We start from the raw sequence: 18033 nt of genomic DNA on the forward strand, positions 1-18033 counted from the left end.
CTTCAGCTATAAAACATGGTTTAGCTGATGTTGGCGTGGGGATAGAGGTTGTAGCTAGATATTATGACCTAGACTTCATGCCGATTTCATATGAGGATTATGACTTCTTAGTCAGAAAGGACAGAGTGGAGAAGAGGGGAGTGAGGACATTTATAGAAATACTTAGATCAGAGGAAGCCAGATCTGTCATAAGCTCTATCCCTGGAATGATCCCCAAGGAAAACATGGGGGAAGTGCTTTAGCCTTATATTTCCACTTAATGAACTAAAGAACTCATTCTTGCTGCTGATAGATTTCTGCTATAAACTTAGGAAAAGGGAGCCTTAAATGACTTTGCAGTTAACTTTGTTAGGGCTTGATGACCTCTCCTGTTTCTGTGTCGATGCACTTCTGCTCCTCTAGCATTTCTGCCAAATAGGGCCATCTGCTCATGTTATCTATTTCTGCCAAGTGCTCATAGTAAGTTGGCTTATTATTGTGTGATATCCATGCTAATGGAATGCCTGTCTTACGATCCACGCAGCATATAAAAGAGCTCTCGGGATAGATGTACTTAACTATTATAATACTTCTATTGTTTATATTTATCTCTTTTATGAACTCCATGGAAACATTCCAAGCAATTCCGAAGATGGGGGCTTCTACGTATATTCTCCTTTTCGATACAAGCTCCTCAGTCCAGTATTGGGGAAACCACTGGCTGCTTATCAATATCATCATCTGTTTCTCATCTTTTACGGGCCTATAGTAAACAATTGCTGATCCATTGACTCGGCGCCCCTCCCATGCATGGTAGAGGACATCGGGCTTAAGTAATCCTTTGGCACCTCTCTTGTTATATATAGCTATGTATCTTATTTCTTTAAATATACCTTTAGAATGAAAGGGATAAGCCTCTAGTACGAATATGTAGACCAGATAGTGGGTTCTGTTCTCCAAGATGACCATATAATCTGATCCATAGTGATATACTGCCTTTCCTTTGATACAGTTCTCTAAGAACTGGATAGGTCCCTGCTTAATAAATGCCAAGGGTCCTCCACATCCCTTTACATATCCTGTGAAATTGTACATTATGACAGTTCCATTCCTAAAGAGATCATTTACCTCGGTATTTTGCACCGATGCCCTGCACAGGTTGATGACCTCATCCACATCAGATAGTTCGGATTGTTCATAATACAATATAAGGTAGGATACAAACAATATAAATAAAAAAATAGATATAATAAGAAGGGGTTTTCTCATGGATTACACCTTAACAGCTCTGATGCCATGCCAAACTATAAGTGGGCCAGAAGCCATTAAGGTAGCCATACCAGTTGGGGTCTGGATTGGGCTCAGGTCCCTCACTGCGTCCTATGTAAGGAGGACGACCACTACGTGCATCAAGCCAAGCCTCATACCTGTATCCATAGCCAATGTCTCTTGTGAAATCATATATCCCCCGTTCTGGATAGGAGAAAACGCTTTCATAATACCCCTTAGATGTTACATAAGTCCTGAACTCATTTACGCTGTTGAAACGTCTTTCTTCTCCAGGAGCAGATCCGAATCCCAGCAGCGGATCTGGATTTTCACATCCCCACAGACAGTAAACACTTCCAGGAGTGCAACAGCTAGCTGGCATCTGCACTATGCGACAGGAGGAGACAAATATCCTAGGACATGGCACATTCAATGCTGTCCAGCAGTTATAAAAGCTTATGCCTCCAGCACATTTTCCACCGTTAAGGGAGCAGTATTGCTGATATGGTGTTATCTGAGATGCGCTAAGCTCCTTACAGCTTTTTACATAATTTTCAGCTTTTTTAAGCTCAGAAATCAGTATCCTCCTCTTCTCACTTCTCGGGAGATTGCAGAATTCCTTAGCCCTCTTGATATCCTCATTAGTGAGACCGGAAGCACTCATCTCCTCCTCCGTCATTTTGCAGAGCTTCTTCTCGAATATATCGACAAATTTATCAGCAATCTCGTTGATATTGCCTTTGATATCCTCGGAATTTGCCGATACCGTCGCTATGGATGCCAACAAGACTGCAAGAAGAGCTAGAACAATTAATACCCCCTTCATTGTTACCCCTTAAAACGTAAACCGGAAATAATATAAAGTTTTTTTAATTTTATAGTTTGTTATAATGTAGATAAAATTAAAGCTCTACCGGGAAACTACGCCCTGCATCAATGAAGCTACTTCCACAATCCTCATATCTTGAAGTAGAAATAACTCATCTGATCTATCTCAGCTAGACTAATGCGATAATGATAAGATCTTGCTGCAGTTCTATTTATCCCTTCTAACTGCTCTCTCGGCTATCTCCTTCAGCAACTCTTTTTGATCATCCCTCATTTCCAGCTCATCTATGAGATCCTTGCACCTCTCCATATACTCCTCGGCCATGAGCTGGGAGAAGGAAAGGGCCCCGCTTTCGATCACAGCATTCCTCACGAACTCCAGCTCATCATCAGTCAGATCCTTCTTTCCGAGAAGGGAGATGAGTTTTCTGGCTTTATCCTCGCTTAACACCTCGTAAGCCTTTGTCACCAGTATTGTTCTCTTCCCCTGCTTTATGTCGCTGTCAACAGGTTTCCCGGTCTTCCTTGGATCCCCGAAGAGGCCGAGTATATCATCCCTTATCTGGAATGCTATGCCTATCATAAACCCAAGCTCCTCTAGATCATCCAGAAGATCCTCTCTTCCAGCTAGAATAGCTCCTATCTTCAGAGATGCTGCATATAAAGCCCCTGTTTTAAGCTTAAGCATCTCTATTATCTGCTCAACAGAAGGCATCGTCAGGCCGCTCAGATACATATCTAAGAGCTGTCCCTCTATCAGCCTTCTGTATGCAATGATGTACTCCTCAATAGATCTTGTTGTTGCTTTCTCTGGAAATCCGCTTTCCAAAATTGCCTCTATTCCCAGCTCCAGAAGGCTATCTCCTCCAAGTATTCCGAGGGATATTCCAGAGTTTCTCGGAGGGCTGAATTTGTCGCTTGCCATTTCCCTGAACCATCTTTCATACTGCACATGTAAAGCCGGAAGTCCCCTTCTCGTCTCGCTTTCATCCATTATGTCGTCATGAACCAAGGATGAGTTGTGAAGTAGCTCAACGGAGATGGATGCCCTCACAGCCCTGTCTACATCCTCCCCTCCGGATCCAATATATGAGACCAAGAGAGCGATCGGCCTAGCTCTTTTGCCTCCAGCGAGCACATATTCCATTATTTTCTCATAGTATGCTTTAACTACTTCATTGTCTTTTTTCATTTTCTTCTCCAGAAGCTCTGTTATGCATTTGTTTATCAATGGAATATAGTTGCTTGCAAACTCGTCCAAGCGGCCCGTTTGAATCACCTCAGCGCTTGGGACATGGGAGAATAAAAAGCGATAGTAAATTTATATAAAATCTAAAATTAATAATATTTTGAATTCAGTCTTACCTGTTTTTTAAAGCGAGGTTCAACAGTCCTTATGAGAAGCCATGAGGAACACAGAAAGGAGGCAAGCTCCCCTCTAAAGTTCTCCATATTGACTGTCAGCACTTCTAAATATGAGAACAGAGAACAGAGAGATATAACAGGGGATTTAGCCGAGGAGCTTCTTAGAAGATCAGGTAATGAAATTGTGGAGAGGGACATATGCCCTGATAATCCGGATATGATAAGGGAGGCAGTTATGAGAATGGTGAGAAAATCCGATGTAGTTATTGTCTGCGGAGGAACAGGAATACACCCACAGGATCTCACAATTGAGGCTATAAAACCAGTTTTTGAGAGAGAAATAACTGGATTCGGTGAGATCTTCAGGTTTCTAAGTTATAGTGAGGTGGGTCCTGCTGCTATGCTTAGCAGGGCCACTGCAGGTGTGATAAATGGGACAGTTGTGTATCTTTTGCCAGGATCCCCTGATGCCGTGAGGCTGGCCCTTGAGAGGATAATAATACCAGAGTCCGCTCATGCAGTTTGGGTCGCTAGAGGATATAGCAAGAAAAGATAATTATTATATATTTTGTTAAGTATTTATAGATTAAATCATTTTATGGAGTGCCCCAGTAGGAATTATATATCCGAGCTTGGATATTCGATGGCGCCTACCCACGATTGACCCCGGGGTAGGGAGGAAGGCGTGGGCCGACCTTTGACCTCAGGGGATTGTCGGTAGGCGCACAAATCTATAAGAGGTGCTTAAAATGGGAGAGGTGGAGGAGCAGAGGCAGAAATTGTTGCCTCACAAATATGTAGCTAGGCTTCACATAACGATAAATGGTGTTGTTGATCCAAGTGATGTTATAGGGGCAATTTTTGGCCAGCTGGAGGGCCTTTTAGGCCCAGAATTGGAGCTTAAGGAGCTCCAGAGAACCGGAAAGGTCGGAAGGATATACGTGAAGCTGAAGAAAGTCGATGAGAAATCAGAGGGCATCATAATGTTTCCCTCAGGGCTTGATAGAGTGAGCACCGCTCTTTTGGTGGCTGCCATGGAGACAATAGATAAGGTAGGCCCGTATCCGGCAACAGTTACTTTGAAGGAGATAGTGGATGAGCGAGAGGAGAGGAGGAAGGAGATTGCGAAGAGAGCAGCGGAAATACTGAAGTCATGGACTGCATCATCTAGAGATTACCAGAGGAAGATACTTGATATGATAAGAACTGAGGCCGCAAAGGCAAGTTTGGTGCTCTATGGAAAAGAGGGACTGCCAGCAGCAAAGGGCGTGGAGGAGGCAGAGGAGATAATAGTCGTGGAGGGAAGAGCTGACGTTCTTAACATGATAAGATATGGCTACAGCAATGTCATAGCTGTAGGAGGAGCTGTTGAGAGGATACCTGACTCCCTAGTAGATCTCATAAGGAGGAAATATGCCACAGCTTTTGTGGATGGTGATAGAGGAGGGGAGCTTGTTCTTAGGTCTCTTCTTGAGCAAACAGATATAGATTTCGTTGCTAGGGCTCCAAACGGAAAAGGTGTAGAGGAATTAACAGCAAAGGAGATAAAAGCCGCCCTTTCATCTGCTGTGCCTGCTGATGAAGTAGCAAAGGAGCTCGGTATAAGGAGGGAGAGAAGGAAAGAGGTTGAGAAAAAGCTTGTCGAGGTACAAGCAGAAAGTATAACAGAGATTCAAGAAGAACCACAGGTAAAAGCTTCAGAGATCCAGATACAGAAGCTAAACGGGATACCTGAGCCCTTAAGGGGGATATTCCAGGAGATAGCTGGGAAGGAAAAGGCAGTGCTCCTTGGAGAGAACTTCGACAGAATAGCAGAGATTCCCATATCTGAACTATATAACAGTATAGGAAATATAAAGGATGTGAAACACATAGTTTATGACGGCATAGTCACGCAGAGGATAATTGATAAGGCCTATCAATCAGGTGTTAGAACAATTGTAGGAGCTAAGATCCACGAGGTCATCAAGATACCAGCAGGTTTGAGAGTGATAACGCTGGAGTAAAAGCATGAGAATTCTGGAGGAGGACAGAAAGAGGGGAATAGTTAAGCTGAAGATAGATAGCACAGAGGACCTTATCTGGCTGTATTATCTGATAGAAAAGGACGATTTGATCACAATGAAGACCCTCAGAAAGGTTAAACCGGAGTCTCAAAGAGCTGACAGCGGAGAGATGGTGCCGATGGTAATTACAATAAGAGTGGAAAAGGCGAAAATAGATGAGTATGCTGACAGGATAAGGATAACTGGAATAGTAGTATCAGCTCCCGAGAGGTTTGGCATAAAGGGGAAGCATCACACGCTGAATGTGAGCGTTGGAGATGTGTTGGAGATAGAGAAGAGTTGGAGAAGGGAGCACTATGTTATTATGGAGAAAGCACTGGAGAGATCGGAAAAGCCGAGAGTACTGCTTATAGCTATGGATGAGAGAAGAGCTACTGTTGCTCTGCTCGATAACTTCAGGCTGGAGGAGGTGGCAGTGCTCTCATCCAGATCTGCGTCAAAGGAGGATCTTGACAGCTATCATGATTCCATGTCGGGAACGTTTAAAGAACTGATATCGATAATAGATAACTTCATAAAGGAGGGGGTAGCAGCAGTAATAGTAGGCGGTCCTGGATTCTTCAAGGAGAGCTTTCTCTCATATCTAAAGGAGAAAAGACCGGATATAGCTGAAAAAGTTAGGATATATGATGCAAGCAACTCAACCATGAACGGCATAAGGGAGCTGATAAGGAGAGGATCTGTTGACTCCGTGATAAGGGACCTTGAGATGACTAAGGCCATGGAAGTGATGGATAAATTTCTAGAGCTTCTGGCAAGGGGATCCAACCTTATCTCATATGGAATTGAGGATGTCAAAAAATCCGTTCAGTATGGAGCTGCAGAGAAGATACTCATATCAAGCGATCTTTTATTCTCCGAGGAACATAGAGATGCTGTTCTGGAAATATTAGCGGATGCCGAGGCAAAAAAGACGGATTTTCATGTAGTGGACAGCAGATCCGAGGTCGGGGAGCAGTTGAAAATGTTTGGCCATATAATAGCAGTTCTGAGATTTCCAGTATATTAAATAAGTCCTGAAGATCTCATTCTCCTGAAAAACCACTTCTTCACTCTGGATAACCTTAAAATGGCCTCCTCAAGTCCCTCCTCTGTATTAAGCTGGTACTTTAAGTACAAACCCGTTGTTCCGACTTCCTTTCTCCTCCTCAGCACTTTAACTCTCTCCTCCACTACTTTAATTGGTATTGATAGAATTTTAGCTGCAAGGGCTTCTCTGCCAACTACTCCTATGGATATATGGCCTTCTTCAACTGGGTAAACCAGCATAAGCTTTTTATCCACTCCAGGAACTCTTTTTCTCACATCTTTCAGGTCATTCATCCCGCCAAACCTGTAGAAAAAGCTCTCCTTCTCCCCAAGATGACAGAGAGGAAATGATACTGTAACCATGCCCTCATAGTGAATGTAGAATTTCGGCGTGCTTCTTGGAGTTGCTTGAACTATCTCCCTTCTGACAGGATCGCCTAGCTCAGCCAATATGCTCTCCACCGATGAGAGAGGAAGCACCGGCTCAAGCACAATTATGTCTATGTCGCTGGCTTTTCTCACATCACCTCTTGCAACACTCCCGTAGACATAAGACTTTACTCCAAAACTGAACAATCTGCTCATAAACCTCAAAGCCACCTCTCTTTTCATCTTAAGGAGATTCCAGTGCTCCTCATCATATATCACATGTATCTCGGGCTCAAATGGAAGCATTTATGACCTCCTATATCTTAGATCCGGAGAAGCTCATCCATCTTCACCTGTTCTATAATTTCATCAAGGTTGGACAGGACATTCCTGAAATTGACTAGAGCTGTTCCTTAATAACTTAACGTTGGATGAAAGCTGCTTTGAAGCTCCACTTTGATTGTTCAACAGTGAACCATGGGCCTAATTCCCGGCCATTATTTACATGAAAGCCTTTTCAGAGCGAGATTAACAGAAAGCTTTAAAATCTTTTACCTGCTCTTTGAAAGTTTGTTGGGCATGACCGGCAAGTTGTGCACGATGTGCAGGACAAGAGAGGCCATATATACAAGGGAGTACTCTGGAGAGAGGCTTTGCGAACAATGTCTGAGAAAATCGATAATAATTAAGGTAAGAAAAACGATAGGAAAGCTGAAGCTTCTGGAAAGAGATGATAAAATACTTTTTGTTCCCCTTGGAAGAGATCTAGATGAGCCTGCATTCCAAATATTGAGCACAATAGAGAGCAGCTTTCCGGAAGTCTCCCTTGAAATCATAAAGCCTGAGCTTCCCATAGGATATGATGAAATACCTCGTGCTGTCAGAGAATATTGTAGACAGGATGCAAAAATTGTCCTTCCCCTATTTCTAGATGATCTAGTTGCGATCTTCTTCAGATATTGTGACACCGGCTCTCCAGATGTCCTCATCAAGAGAGGAAGGCTCGTTATAGCTGGAGAAGACATAAAGAATGCGATATCCCCCTATATCGAGGTTATCTCTAGGGAAGTGGGGGTTGCTTGGGGTGTGAAAACGGCTGAAAACCCTTATTTAAAGCTAGCTTGGGAGCTTGAAGATGATACCCCTGGAGCTCTCTACAATATATATCATTCATATGAAAGAATAATTCAATAAATAAATCCTATTAATGGAACAAAAAGGTTAAAAAGAGCTAATCTTCCAAGCAAGTGAACCAGGAGGAGAGCTCATGTCGGAGAAAAAAGCATATGAGCTGACAGAAAAAGAGATAGATTTCTCAAGATGGTTTGATGAGCTTCTCTTTAAGGCAGAAATACTTGATGATAGATATCCTGTCAAGGGAATGTACGTGTGGCTTCCCTATGGTTACTCAATAATGGAGAACATAATGAACATAATGGAGAGGCTGATGAGAGAGACAGGCCATAAGAGAGTTTATTTCCCATCCATAGTGCCGGAATCAGTTCTCTCTAGGGAGTTCAACTTCATAAAAGGATTTCAAAACACAATATATTGGATAACTAGAGTTGGCCTGACCGATCTAAATGAAAGGCTCGCCTTGAGGCCGACAAGCGAGGCTATAATGTATGAGATACTCTCCAGATGGATAAAAAGCTACGCAGATCTTCCCCTCAGGATATATCAGGTAGTGCCGGTCTATAGATATGAAACAAAGGCGACAAGGCCCATGCTCAGAGTTAGGGAGATAGCCTTCTTTAAGGAGGGCCACACATTTCACGCCACATTTGAGGAGGCAGAAGAACAGATAAAGCTGGGCGTTGAGATATACAAGAGGTTCTATGATGAACTCCTGATTCCATACATTGTTGTGAAAACTCCTCCCTGGGACACGTTTCCGGGAGCTCACTACAATTATGATCTCATCACTGTAATGCCCGATGGAAAGGCCCTTGAGCTGGGAAGCGTGATAAACTTTGGAGACCTATTTGCTAAGACCTACAACCTCCAGTATGTTGATAGAGATGGCAGCAAGAAGTATGTCAACACAACTAGTTTTGGCATATCTGAAAGATCGTTTGCAGCTGTCATAGGGATACTTGGGGACAATAAAGGATTGAGGCTGCCACCGAAGATAAGCCCTATAAAAGTTGTAATCGTCCCAATACCAGCAAAGGAGCATGAAAGAGAGATAGAAGAGTATGCTAGGGAGGTATATAGAGTTGTTTCATCCTCGTTTAGCTCTGTCTTGGATGATAGGGAAGATGAGAAACCCGGCTATAAATTTTACAAGTGGGAAATAAAGGGCATACCTGTCAGGGTTGAGGTAGGGGAGAAAGAGCTAAAGGACAGGACTGTCACCCTTTTCAGAAGGGACACAGGAGACAGAGTGATGGTGAGGTTTGAGGAAATTAATGCAAGGATAGAGGAGCTGCTGAGGGATATAGAGGAGAACTTGAGAAGAGAGGCATTGGAGTACTTCAGGTCTAGGATAGCGTACATTGAGGATAAAAAGGCCATAAAAGAATTGTTAGAGAAAAAGATAGTCTCATTCCCATGGTGTGGAAAGAAAGAGTGCGCCCTTGATGTAGAGGAGGCAGCTGGATATTCCCTGCTTGGCTACGAGGAGAATAAGCTTGAAGGAGAGAATAAGAAGTGTATATCATGTGGAGAGAAAGCAGTACATCTTGCTTGGGTGGGCAGGAGCTACTAAAATACTATTAGGAGGCTACTAAAATACTATTTATTGATTTCTTCACAATGAGTAACGGTTAAATAGGTGGGATGTAGGATAAAATTGGTAATTAAAAGGGTGATGTAATTGGCAAAGAAAAGGAAGAACAGGGGAAGAAATCTGAAGAACTCAGGTCATGAGAGAACAGTTCAATGCTACAAATGCCACAGGCTTGTTCCCGCTGATAAAGCGATAAAGGTGACTGTGTGGACTTCTCCTGTGCAGGGATCTATTGCAAAGGATCTGGAGAAGAAGGGAGCATATGTGTCAAAGAGGCTTGAAACCCGCTATTACTGTGTGAGCTGCGCAGTATATTATGGAATAGTAAGTCCTAGAAAGGAGGAGGACAGAAAGATAAGAGCACCTCTTCAAGCTAGATCAAAGAAAACTGGCTCTTCCACTATACCTCTTAAGTTCCTGAAGATCTAGAAGAAATCGGCAAGTCCTCCTGTGCTTATGCCAAGCTCCTTTACTCCCAGCGGGGATAATACTCTCATTACTGCTGGGATCACCTGATTTTCAATGTAGTACTCCACATCGATATCCTCTATTCTTGCCATGAAGTATGGAAGAGACCTCTGATACAATTTTCCGGATCCCTTCACCACGACATAGCCCACCTTATCCCCTGGCTGAATCCTCCACCCCTTCTCCCTCATTATTCTTGCCACCTCAACATGAGGAGCCCTTGCCTTGTAATCCTCGGCTGATTTCGTAATTTCTTTCCATATTATATAATGCTTTAGCGGGATTTTGCCAGCCTTCATCATCGAGACAAGATCCAGTACATACTCCTTCGCCCTTTTAATCCCCCTTTCCACATTCTCCTCAGTGAGTATTATCTCTATGACCTTCTTCTGGGCATCTCTAGCTATCTTTGGCCAATCTCCCCTCACAAACTCAAGTCCCACAACATCTATTGTCCCATCTTCAAGGAGGCCTGCATATCTCTTCTTAGCCTCCGTGAATATTATCCTCTTGAAGACTCTCTCAAGCTTTATGTCCAAGGATAGCTCTCTTTTTATCTCCTCCAGTAGTTTGTTCACTTTTTCCGCATCATACTTGACAAATATGCTGTCTGTATCACCGTATATTATCTCAAGCTCCATCTCCTTTGCGATTTCCATTGCCCTTCTTATCGTATATCTCCCCCATGCAGCTGTAGCCTCAGCAACGGGCTTCATGTACCACCTAGCTCCTACCCATCCACAGTACCCATATGTCGCATTTGCTATCACCTTTATCGCCTTTTCCCTAGCAGCTAAGAGTTTGTACTCAGCAGAACCTTCCTTTGCTCTCGCTAGAGCTTCTTTTATCTCCTTTCTAGCTGATAACAACTTTCTCAGAATCTCCTTGTAGAGACCGGGGGGCTCCTTTCTGAAGCAGTATCCGACCTCCGGGGCTATATTGCACTCTTCTGGGGGCACTTTCTCATCCGGTGGAATGTAGGTGTCAGGGGATATGTTGTTAAGAACCATTATATTGGGATACATACTAGCGAAGTCAAGCACTGCAACATTAGAGTGAATCCCAGGCTTGGGAGTAAGGACCATCCCTCCCACATAAGTCTCTGCGGATACCTCCTTTCTCTGCGGGATCAGCTCTCCTCTCTCCAAGGCTTCCCTGATTATGAACCACTCTACCCTGAATCCAACAGCAGCTGAGGCAACATGATCCAATGGAAGTCCAACTATCTGAGAGAGTTGAACTGCATATTCGATGAACTTATCCCCTATCCTCCTTATCAGATTCACTCTTCTTCTCGAGAACTCAGCTATTGATCCTAGATCCCCTTTCTCCCTCATCTCCCTGAGCTCATGTTCCTCTATATCATCAGGCCTCCCAAGCCCCAGATATTCCGCTACATTCTCAAGTGTCTTGAGTTTTACCTCGTATAAATCCTCAGCAAAATCCATTAGATCCATATTGGCCCTTCCTGTAATTGATACATGACCATAAACGCTAGTATGAGGCTCAGACTTTACCCTTCCAACATCAAGATGAATTCCGTTTATTTTTGCCCTCTTGACAAGATAATCCCAGTCTCTCTTGTTTGTCCCATAGCCAAATATTATATCTGGGTCAAAACTGCTTATATAGCCGACAAAAGACGATAGAACATCCCTCTCATCCCCTATAAAGGTCTTTACATCATCTCCCAGTACTGATATAGCCGTTATAGGATCCCTCTCAGGATCTGGACTGCCCTTCCCCCCTATGAGCACACAGTGAAAGGCCATTATCCTTAGATCCGGAAGATTACTCCTTTCCACACGCTTAAAATCTCCTACGATTCTGAAGACTCCATCTACTCTTACATTGGATTTCGCTTCCTCCTCAACCTCAACCTCAAACCAGCTGCTTGGACTTATCCCTTTCTCAAACATGTACTGCATGGAATATCTTATGTCATGTCCATAGCATCCATTCACAAACTCCATTTTTGATATCTTTTTTGCAACTTCATCGATCTCATCGGGATCTCTAACATAGACTCTAATTGCATCAATCTCTTTTCCAAGGAGTTTTCTCCTGACAATTTCTGTTTTCTCAACTCCTTTAACAGCAGATATCTTTTTTGCAACTTCATCTGGGCTTAGATTTTTTGGAACAACGAAGAAGCTCCCAATAAAACTCCTATCCAGCAGCAAAACTCTTCTTCCGTCCTCAGTTATACCCCATATCTGCACTTCAGGCCTGCTATCTTCCTTCTCTGTATTTATATCAAGGAGCCAGAAGGACAACCTCATACTTTTTTCCTGCTCTCATCAAGCTTAAACATAAGATTAATATAAATGGACTTTCTTTGATTGAAGGTCACTTTTTTAACATCTTCAAGGCTTGTTTCTAGTGAGAAGGCTTGAGTTCGCAGAGAGGCCTGTGATAATAGGTGTGATACACCTTCCTCCAACTCTTGGATCCCCTCTCTTCAGAAATATGGATGAAATCGTGGAGAAAGCATCAAAAGAAGCCGAGATAATGGAGAAGGGAGGAGTAGATGCTGTTATCGTGGAGAACTTCTGGGACATCCCCTTCTATCCAAGAAGGGTTCCTCCCGAGACTATAGCAAGCATGACCCTTGCTGTTAACGCTGCTGTTAAGAGCTCAAGCATACCTGTCGGGGTAAATGTTCTCAGAAATGATTCTCTGGCGGCATTGGCAATAGCAAAAGCGACAGGTGCCTCTTTCATAAGGGTAAATGTTCTCATGTGGGCATATGCAACGGATCAGGGCATAATAGAAGGGGAGGCCTTCAGGCTCCTGAGAAAGAGAAGAGAGCTCGGCGGAGGGGTAGATATATTTGCTGATGTGAGAGTGAAGCATGCAAGGCCTATAGTGGAGCAGCCTATTGTTGATGAAGCGAAGGATCTAATTGAGAGGGGGCTTGCAGATGCGATAATAGTAACTGGAAGCAGGACAGGAGTGCCTCCTGATGAACATATTCTAAGGGAGATAAGGGAGAAAGTGGACTGCAAGTTGTTGATAGGAAGTGGTATAACGCCGGAGAATGCGAATCTTCTTAAATATGCTGATGGAGCAATAGTAGGATCTTATTTCAGAGGAGGAGATTTAAAAGCACCAATAGACCAAGAAAGGGTGAAAAAACTTGTGGAGATAGCAAAAAGAATTTGATAAATCAAGCTGGACTTATAAAAATGGGAGCCCAGAAAACCCAGAGCTTTAGCTCTGGGATGAATGGGCAAAGTTTAAATACAAACCTCCCTGAAATCCATGGCTCGGATGTTCCGGGTCCGTGAGGGAGGCAAGATGCCTTTAGCCCATGCCTTAACGAGAGGCATGGGATGGGGGAGCTGTGAGCCCCCCGAACCAGCAGATGAGGGGACAGGCGTAAAGCCTGCTCTAAACGCTGGAAGCTCCCGACTTTAGTCGTGGAGCAGCTCACTGCTAGCTAGATCCCGTTACAAACTCCTTTATTCTGTTTATTCCCTCCTCTATGTACCCTAGATCCTCCACAGATGGGGCAAAGGAAAGCCTTACCCATCCTTCCATGCCAAAATCAGCTCCCGGAGCTAGAGCAACCTGCTGCTCCTTGAGAAGCCTGCTGACAAATGTAGAGGAGGATCTTTCTATCATAGATGCATCGAAGAAGACGTAAAATCCACCTTTGGGCTCAAGTATCTCTATCTTCGGCACCTCTCTCATGAGCTCAACTGTTTTTCTTGCAACTTCTCCGTATTTCTTAGGAGTATATTCCCTTATGAACTTCTTGATTCCATTCACATCCTTTGAAATTGCTTTTACAAACACTCTTTGAGGAAGCCTGCTAGGGGCAAGGGATTTTGCCTGTTCCACCGTCTCAATTGCCCTTATAAGATCCGGATTTGCCACAATATGGCTCATTCTCCATCCAGGAAGCCTTAATTCCTTGGAGAGAGTGAGAAGAAGTATTAAAGAGTCACTTTTATATGGATTTGAGATGTATCTAGGCTCCTTCTCAAAGTGAAAAGCCCTGTAAGCCTCGTCCAATAGTATATAGAATTTCCTCTCCTCAGCTATGTCTATAACTGCCTTCATGAGATCATCATCTATCACTTGGCCATCTGGATTTCCAGGAGATGTCAGTATAAGTAGTTTGGTTCTGTCAGTCACGATCTCCTGAAGCTCGTCTATATTGGGGGAGAAGAAGTGATCCTTTATGAGGTTCCACCTCTTTATTCTCACATCCATGCCGGCCTCTATTATGATCTGCCTATCATAGTTGAGATAGCTTGGCCTTGTGAGCACAACCTCATCTCCCGGATTTAACAACACTTTAAATAAAGCTGATGTCAAATCTGTGCTTCCATTTCCAGATATTATCTCCTCTACTCCAAATTTTCCTCCAAAAACCTCCCTTTCATATTTGCATATGGCTTCTAAGTAATCCGGATCCCCTTTTGTCGGTGGATACCCTGCGCTGATCCTCAGCTCTTCATCGCTAAGTTCTCTGTAAGCATCGAATATCTGTCTTGGAGGAGGATCCTGCGGCCACCCTCCACCAAGATATATCAGTTTCTTCGGATACTTCTCAGGATGCTTCTGAAAATCAGCAACAAGGTTCATTATCTCCCTTATAGAGCTTGGATTTTTTATCGAATATAGAGCTATATCGGAAATTCCTCTCAAGTTCTCACATCGGAAGAAAGAGGGTTAAAAATAAAAACAGAATTCATTCATTGTTAAAAAATTTATTTGTAGGAAAACGGTCTCCCAACCCCAACGTACACGCACCCAGCTCTATTCTCCACAACATCTCTTCCATCGACCAAGCCGACTCTCCTTCTTGCACACAGTTTGCTAAAATCGATCTCCTTATACAAGCTGTGGTCTGTGGATATTACAATTATATCAGCCCAGGTCAGAACTTCCTCGAGATTTGATGTAAGCTTAACTCCGAGCTCCTTCAGAACCTCATCCTCCTTTATAAATGGATCATGGACAATTATGCTCCTATATCCAAGTCTCATTAGCTCTAGAACTAGGTCATATGTTGGAGATAGTCTCGAATCATCAAGATCTCCTCTGAATGCTAGGCCGAGAATGCCTATGTTTGGATAGCTCAATTCCATTATTTCAGCAACTTTTTTCACCAGAAAGGAGATTTTTCCCGGCATATCTCTGTTTATTTTCCTAGCTGTCTCCACAAGGCTCAGCTTAATTCCAAGGGAGTTGGCTTTCTCCATGAGAAAGACAGGATATATAGGTATGCAGAGGCCTCCAACGCCTGTTCCTGGCTTGTGAAGATGTGAGTAGGGCTGACTGTTAGCCGCCTCTCTTATCTCCTCAAAATCAAGCCCCAGTTCTCTGCAGAGCTCGGCCAGCTCATTTGCCAAAGCTATGTTCACATCTCTATAAACTCCCTCAGCAAGCTTTTCAAACTCAGCAGCCATCTCGTTAGACATCCTCTTAACTCCTTTCTTTGCTATCATTTCATACAGAGCTGAGGCAACCCTGAGGCTTTTAGGTCCTATCCCTCCAACGATCTTAGGATAATTCTCCACTATGTCCTTTATAGCCCTTCCTTCTGCTATTCTCTCAGGACTATATGCCAAGAGAAAGTCATCCTCAGCCTTCATTCCAGTTTTCTCCTCAAGAATTCTCTTTAAGAACCCCCTTGTAGTCCCGGGAGGAACGCTACTCTCCAGTATGACAAGATCGCCTCGCTTAAGTCCAGCTGCTATCGATAAAGCTGCTTTCTCAAGGGCACTGAGATCAGGTTTTCCATTCAAAAGGGTGACAGGAACTGTTATTACCTTCACCTCAGTCTCTCTCGATGCACTAGCACCATCTGTTGTCGCTCTTACCCTCCCATCCCTGACAAATTTTGAAAGCCAATCCTGAACAAGTGGTTCGTTTATTGGACTTTCCCCATTATTTATCTTCATCACTATATCTTTCTTCACATCAACTCCTATGCATCTAGCTCCTGCATTGGCCCAAGCGAGCATCGAAGGTATGCCAACCCTGCCCAAGCCAAAGAAAGAAGCTCTTATCTCTCCTCTGGACAAAAGACTTTTTAGTTCCTCATCACTCAGCTCTGCCAGCATTTTATCCCCTGTCATGATGGAGGCTATTTAAAAAATAGAACCCATCAGTCATGATTATATTCTCCCCGTTGTTCTGCAGCTTGATGTCAGCAGAGCTCAGGTTAAATGTGAACAAGATATCATCTGCATTTCTTCTAATGCCAGCTGTTTTTATGGTTATTGCATCAATTCTTCCAATCAGTTTGGCCAGAAGTGAGGCAGAATCAGCATTTGCAGTTCTCGTAACCACTACAGTTGCTCTTGTCCTGTTCTTCATAAGCCAAAGATATGCAAGAGGAATGATCCTATCAGAGGATGCGGAAAAATTCGTTAGAAACCTCACCAGAGGATTGATCCTTTCATCTCTCCTCATTCCTTTAGTGGGGCTTTTTGCCTCGATTTACTCCACTCAACCTGGGGCCTTTGCATCGTATCTTCCCTTCGCTGTAATCTCCTACAGCTCAGCTGGAACCATGTTGAAGATGGCATCTGACAAAATAGATAGGATGGAGAAGGAGAGAAAGCTCAGTTAGAGAGGATCCTCAATATCTCATTCCTTATCCTCTCAGCTTCATCCCTGCTTTTGTGCTCTATGACTATCCTCACTTTATGCTCCGTTTTGGATTCTCTAATCAGAAACCATCCGGATTCTCCATCCAACCTTATGCCATCCATCTCATTTACTGCCATGCCCTTCTCCTTAGCCATCTCCATCAGCTTTCTCTTCACATTCTCCCAGTTCACTTTCACTTTAATATCAAACCTAATAATGTGATATCTGGGAAGTTCTGAGATAAGCTGGCTTATCTTCTTCCCCTCCTTGGCCATTCTCTCAATTATTTTAGCTGCAGCAAAGGGTCCATCTCTTCCATAGTGGAATTTAGGATATATCACGCCTCCACAGCTCCCCTCCCCTCCAACATCAGCGTTTATCTCGAGCATTTTATGGGCCACGTAAACTTCTCCTACCGGCACCTTGACTATTCTGGCGCCATATCTGGATGCTATATCATCAAACATTCTGGATGAGGCTATGTTCACAACAACAGTTCCTCCCCTAAGCTCCCTCAGTATCCCGTCCACCACTAGTGCTAAAGATATGTCCTCTGGCATGACCTCCCCTTGCTCGGTGACTATGGTCAGCCTATCTGCATCTGTGTCATGAGCAAAGCCGATTGACGCACCCAAGGATCTTGTAACGCTTGATAAAGATGTGAGGGTTTCTGGCCTCGGCTCCAGTTCCCTAGAAAATACTCCGGGAACCGAGTTTATTGTAATCAGCTCCGTGCCAAGATCCCTCATTATGTAAGGGGTTACAAAAACACCAGCCCCTCCATTTGGGTCCAGCACCACACGAATTTTTGCCTCCTTTATCGAGCTCATATCCACAAGCCTCTCAATAGCTGCTATGTACTCCGGTATTACATCAAGATGCTCCTCCTTTCCAACTGAGCTCCAAGGAGAATTGTAGAATGATCCTTTTTCATAGAGCTTTTTCACCTCTTCTGTCTCCTCCGGCCTTATCAATATGCCCTTTCTACCCAACAGCTTCAGCGCGTTCCACTCGGGTGGGTTGTGAGATGCCGAGATTACCACACCTCCATCAGCGTTCAGGTAATCCACAGCCCATTCTATTGTAGGAGTTGGCACAGTACCTAGGTTTATCACATCGACTCCAGCGCTGTTCAGCCCTGCTACAACTGCCTTGGACACAATGGGGCTGCTTTTTCTTGTATCCATTCCAACAACCACTTCAGAGCCTTCTCCCAGAATTGATCCAAAGGCATTTCCTATCCTCAGTGCATCCATTGCTGTAAAAGATTGTCCAAACACCCCTCTTATGCCTAGAGGTGTGAAGATAAGGGACATT

Annotated in this window: 17 protein-coding genes; 9 read left to right on the top strand and 8 right to left on the bottom strand. The window is 43.7% G+C overall.

Annotated elements, in window-relative coordinates; all coding sequences use genetic code 11:
- A partial coding sequence (locus tag D6D85_RS03885) for a substrate-binding domain-containing protein (RefSeq protein ID WP_272914416.1) occupies nucleotides 1-242 on the top strand: 242 nt, incomplete at its 5' end.
- A 106-nt stretch (nucleotides 243-348) separates the two neighbouring features.
- Here D6D85_RS03885 and D6D85_RS03890 read toward each other — a convergent pair.
- The 3 genes from D6D85_RS03890 to D6D85_RS03900 form a co-directional block, all read right to left on the bottom strand.
- A complete protein-coding gene (locus D6D85_RS03890; protein ID WP_125670763.1) occupies nucleotides 349-1155 on the bottom strand; it encodes a hypothetical protein in 807 nt (268 codons plus the stop codon).
- A 103-nt stretch (nucleotides 1156-1258) separates the two neighbouring features.
- The gene (locus D6D85_RS03895) at nucleotides 1259-2074 is read right to left on the bottom strand and encodes a hypothetical protein (RefSeq protein WP_125670764.1); all 816 of its coding nucleotides are present in this window, start codon (nucleotides 2072-2074) and stop codon (nucleotides 1259-1261) included.
- A gap of 210 nt (nucleotides 2075-2284) precedes the next feature.
- Nucleotides 2285-3355: a polyprenyl synthetase family protein gene (locus D6D85_RS03900; protein ID WP_125670765.1), complete on the bottom strand. Its 1071-nt coding sequence runs from the start codon at nucleotides 3353-3355 to the stop codon at nucleotides 2285-2287.
- 117 nt (nucleotides 3356-3472) lie between these two features.
- Between D6D85_RS03900 and D6D85_RS03905 the strand changes: the two genes are divergently transcribed.
- From D6D85_RS03905 to D6D85_RS03915, 3 genes are all read left to right on the top strand, one after another.
- The gene (locus D6D85_RS03905; RefSeq protein ID WP_125670766.1) at nucleotides 3473-3997 is read left to right on the top strand and encodes a MogA/MoaB family molybdenum cofactor biosynthesis protein; all 525 of its coding nucleotides are present in this window, start codon (nucleotides 3473-3475) and stop codon (nucleotides 3995-3997) included.
- A gap of 193 nt (nucleotides 3998-4190) precedes the next feature.
- Complete coding sequence (gene dnaG, locus D6D85_RS03910; RefSeq protein WP_125670767.1) at nucleotides 4191-5447, top strand: DNA primase DnaG; 1257 nt, start codon at nucleotides 4191-4193, stop codon at nucleotides 5445-5447.
- 4 nt (nucleotides 5448-5451) lie between these two features.
- A complete protein-coding gene (locus D6D85_RS03915; RefSeq protein WP_125670768.1) occupies nucleotides 5452-6516 on the top strand; it encodes an mRNA surveillance protein pelota in 1065 nt (354 codons plus the stop codon).
- Here D6D85_RS03915 and D6D85_RS03920 read toward each other — a convergent pair.
- On the bottom strand, nucleotides 6513-7211 hold the full coding sequence (locus tag D6D85_RS03920; RefSeq protein WP_125670769.1) for a nucleotidyltransferase domain-containing protein: 699 nt from the start codon (nucleotides 7209-7211) through the stop codon (nucleotides 6513-6515). The genes D6D85_RS03915 and D6D85_RS03920 overlap by 4 nt on opposite strands.
- Before the next feature lie 273 nt (nucleotides 7212-7484).
- Here D6D85_RS03920 and D6D85_RS03925 point away from each other — a divergent pair, with 273 nt between their 5' ends.
- From D6D85_RS03925 to D6D85_RS03935, 3 genes are all read left to right on the top strand, one after another.
- Nucleotides 7485-8099, top strand: coding sequence for a hypothetical protein (locus D6D85_RS03925; protein WP_125670770.1), 615 nt, complete (start codon nucleotides 7485-7487; stop codon nucleotides 8097-8099).
- A gap of 73 nt (nucleotides 8100-8172) precedes the next feature.
- Nucleotides 8173-9615, top strand: a complete 1443-nt coding sequence (gene proS, locus D6D85_RS03930) for a proline--tRNA ligase (RefSeq protein WP_125670771.1) — start codon at nucleotides 8173-8175, stop codon at nucleotides 9613-9615.
- A gap of 108 nt (nucleotides 9616-9723) precedes the next feature.
- The gene (locus tag D6D85_RS03935; protein ID WP_125670772.1) at nucleotides 9724-10065 is read left to right on the top strand and encodes a 30S ribosomal protein S26e; all 342 of its coding nucleotides are present in this window, start codon (nucleotides 9724-9726) and stop codon (nucleotides 10063-10065) included.
- On the opposite strand, the gene D6D85_RS03940 is transcribed toward D6D85_RS03935, so the two are convergent.
- The gene (locus D6D85_RS03940; RefSeq protein ID WP_125670773.1) at nucleotides 10062-12386 is read right to left on the bottom strand and encodes a DNA-directed DNA polymerase; all 2325 of its coding nucleotides are present in this window, start codon (nucleotides 12384-12386) and stop codon (nucleotides 10062-10064) included. The two genes, D6D85_RS03935 and D6D85_RS03940, sit on opposite strands and share 4 nt — an antisense overlap.
- 100 nt (nucleotides 12387-12486) lie before the next feature.
- On the opposite strand from D6D85_RS03940, the gene D6D85_RS03945 reads away from it, so the two are divergent.
- Nucleotides 12487-13269, top strand: a complete 783-nt coding sequence (locus tag D6D85_RS03945; RefSeq protein WP_125670774.1) for a BtpA/SgcQ family protein — start codon at nucleotides 12487-12489, stop codon at nucleotides 13267-13269.
- Nucleotides 13270-13542: 273 nt separating this feature from the next.
- Here the strand turns inward: D6D85_RS03945 and D6D85_RS03950 are convergent, their stop codons facing one another.
- Both D6D85_RS03950 and D6D85_RS03955 read right to left on the bottom strand, forming a co-directional pair.
- Nucleotides 13543-14763 (bottom strand): pyridoxal phosphate-dependent aminotransferase, encoded by a 1221-nt coding sequence (locus D6D85_RS03950; RefSeq protein ID WP_125670775.1) that lies wholly within the window; start codon nucleotides 14761-14763, stop codon nucleotides 13543-13545.
- Nucleotides 14764-14825: 62 nt separating this feature from the next.
- Nucleotides 14826-16184 carry a nucleotide sugar dehydrogenase gene (locus tag D6D85_RS03955; RefSeq protein ID WP_125670776.1) on the bottom strand — a complete coding sequence of 453 codons (1359 nt, stop codon included), beginning with the start codon at nucleotides 16182-16184 and terminating at the stop codon, nucleotides 14826-14828.
- Nucleotides 16185-16267: 83 nt separating this feature from the next.
- Here D6D85_RS03955 and D6D85_RS03960 point away from each other — a divergent pair, with 83 nt between their 5' ends.
- Entirely contained in the window at nucleotides 16268-16696 is a 429-nt protein-coding gene (locus D6D85_RS03960; protein WP_125670777.1) for a hypothetical protein, read from the top strand.
- On the opposite strand, the gene glmM is transcribed toward D6D85_RS03960, so the two are convergent.
- Nucleotides 16689-18032 carry a phosphoglucosamine mutase gene (gene glmM / locus D6D85_RS03965; RefSeq protein ID WP_125670778.1) on the bottom strand — a complete coding sequence of 448 codons (1344 nt, stop codon included), beginning with the start codon at nucleotides 18030-18032 and terminating at the stop codon, nucleotides 16689-16691. The two genes, D6D85_RS03960 and glmM, sit on opposite strands and share 8 nt — an antisense overlap.
- Nucleotide 18033: the final 1 nt, after the last annotated feature.

The organism is Candidatus Methanodesulfokora washburnensis, from assembly GCF_003947435.1.
Taxonomy (GTDB): domain Archaea; phylum Korarchaeota; class Korarchaeia; order Korarchaeales; family Korarchaeaceae; genus Methanodesulfokora; species Methanodesulfokora washburnensis.